The sequence below is a fragment of the Saccharopolyspora phatthalungensis genome (assembly GCF_014203395.1).
GTDB lineage: Bacteria > Actinomycetota > Actinomycetes > Mycobacteriales > Pseudonocardiaceae > Saccharopolyspora > Saccharopolyspora phatthalungensis.
In genome coordinates this window covers 2,040,147-2,041,742 of record NZ_JACHIW010000002.1, presented here as the reverse complement: position 1 = coordinate 2,041,742, position 1,596 = coordinate 2,040,147, and the positions used below count along the sequence as shown (strand labels likewise).

Genomic DNA, 1,596 nt, shown 5'->3' with positions numbered 1-1,596 from the left:
TCCGCGCCCGATACCCGCCATTGGCGTCGCGACGTGATCTTGCGAATATGGGTGCGCTCCCCGCCTGTGTCGTGCAGGCCCGTTCGTCGTCTCGCTAGCCTTTCCGACGTGGGCTTGCTTACCGAAACGGTTGTGTGGGCAGCGGTGCTCACCGGGATCGCCCTCAACGCTGGCTAACGATTGCCCCCGATGTGGAAGTCGATGATGGTGCCATCGGAGGCGAGGCGGAGCTGGCGGGCGAGCGGCCCGCGAATGCGCATGGCTTCGGCGGCATCGACCGAGCGCAGGTTGGCAAGCTCATAGGGCCCGCCGAGGACGAATAGTTGCACCGGCAGGAGTCGGTTCGAGTGGTCGAGGGCGCCGTGAATGTCCTGCCAGGCGGTGGCCAGAGGTCCCGCGGTGCGCACCTGCGGGTCGTCGAGCAACCACTGTGCCCACTCCTCCATTGACTCCCCCAGAGGTGTTCGCTGTGCGGTTTCGGGGTCGAAGGCTACGACCTGCTTGTTGTCGATGATGGCGAACTGCACCCCGAAGAGGTCCTGGGCGAAACAGAAAACCCCTTCCGCCTGCTTGCCGTAAGTTTCCTTCCAGGTATCGGGATGGTTCCATCTGGCCAGTTCGGGCCCCAGCCCCTCGTCGCCGGCACGGAAGACCTGGAGACCCGCGTTGAACAGGTAAAACCCGTTGCAGACGGCCAAGATTTGCCCCAGTTCTCGCAACGGTCCGATCTCGGTGCCCAGATCGACCCGAACCGGAGGACCCAGCGGGCCCCGAGCCGTTTCGAGAAGTCGTCCGAGCGCCCGCCCCGTCATAGCGCCGGCTCGCGGAAGGGGTCCCTGATCCCGGTTAGGTAGACAGCACGGACTTCGTCCGTCAATGCCCGACGCAGGTCGGGATCGGTCGGTGGCTCCGTCGGCAGCAACGACCACCAGGCATAGGAAAAGTAGGTTTGCGGTCCTGCGCGAAGGACTTCTGCGGCACGGTCGACCTGATTGTCATGGACCAGCCACTTCGCGAACCAGACCACGCAGGGCCACCTTGTTGGTGCTGCCTGCAGCGTTTCGGCGATGCGCTCGGCCAGCCCGAAGTCGTTGCTTCGCTGGGCAACGTCCCACAGCGCATCGCGGTCAAGGCCCGTAAGCGTGGTCCAATCTCGTTCGAGCAATTTACGGTCCTGGCGGCCGGGTGGACGTCCACTCTCATTCCAGGGCCGGGGCCACGACAAAAGCTCCAGCACAGAGGACGCACGTATTTCATCAGTCACTTGCCCGAAGTGAGCTCCTAGTTCGGTGTGGGACGGCAAGGAAGCCTTGGCCGCTTGCAAACGGGGCAGAGCCGGTTCCCCGGCATAGGCCTCTGCCGCTAGGAAAACCGTAGTGAACGGCATCAGCTGGAGATCGAGATCGGTGCCTTCCTGCCCGAGGTCGCGAAGAAGCTGTTCAGTCAGAGCTGCGGCACGGGAGAACTCATCACACCACAGCAAAATTTCCAGTGCACCAGTCGCGGCCTGCCACGCGGCCTCTAGATCGTCGCGCTGCTGCGCGCGGTGTTCCAGACTGGCAAGCACTGTCTTAGTGTGCTCGTCCACGTGTTCTT

The 1,596-nt window shown here is 63.5% G+C and carries 2 protein-coding genes; both read right to left on the bottom strand.

All coding sequences use genetic code 11. The features are described 5' to 3' along the window. Positions 1–173: 173 nt before the first annotated feature. Positions 174–812 (bottom strand): SMI1/KNR4 family protein, encoded by a 639-nt coding sequence (locus BJ970_RS35090; protein WP_184732196.1) that lies wholly within the window; start codon positions 810–812, stop codon positions 174–176. Beyond that, positions 809–1,588, bottom strand: coding sequence for a hypothetical protein (locus BJ970_RS35085; RefSeq protein ID WP_184732194.1), 780 nt, complete (start codon positions 1,586–1,588; stop codon positions 809–811). The genes BJ970_RS35090 and BJ970_RS35085 overlap by 4 nt, the downstream gene beginning before the upstream one ends. Positions 1,589–1,596: the final 8 nt, after the last annotated feature.